Here is a 478-nt window from a genome sequence, read left to right on the forward strand (position 1 = left end):
GTCCAAAATGGGGCAAACCTTGCGCCTAGGTATGGATATCCGTATGCAACAGGAAGCCGACCGCATCTTGGGCGACCGCCGTGGCGCATTGGTGGCCATCAATCCGCAAGACGGTACTGTTTTGGCTTTTGTTTCCAAACCTTCCTTTGATCCCAACCTCTTTATTGACGGCATCGACAGCGACACTTGGAAAATGCTGAATGACGATTGGAAAAAGCCTTTGATCAACCGCGTTACCCAAGGCCTTTATCCGCCGGGTTCTACATTCAAACCCTTTATGGGCATGGCTTTGTTGGAAAGCGGCAAAATTACTCAAAACACTATCGTCCCTGCACCCGGCGCATGGAGCATACCCGGCAGCCGCCATATCTTCCGCGACTCCGTCCGCAGCGGTCACGGCTCGGCCAACTTGAGCAAAGCCATTCAAGTATCCTCAGATACCTTCTTCTACCGTTTGGGTTACGAAATGGGTATCGAT

At 51.9% G+C, this 478-nt stretch carries 1 protein-coding gene; it reads left to right on the forward strand.

Annotation, left to right across the window (positions count from 1 at the left end):
• The coding region (locus ACTHUT_RS21815) for a penicillin-binding transpeptidase domain-containing protein (RefSeq protein ID WP_440419907.1) at positions 1–478 on the forward strand (478 nt) is incomplete at both ends.

The organism is Neisseria sp. P0022.S010 (genome assembly GCF_051956635.1).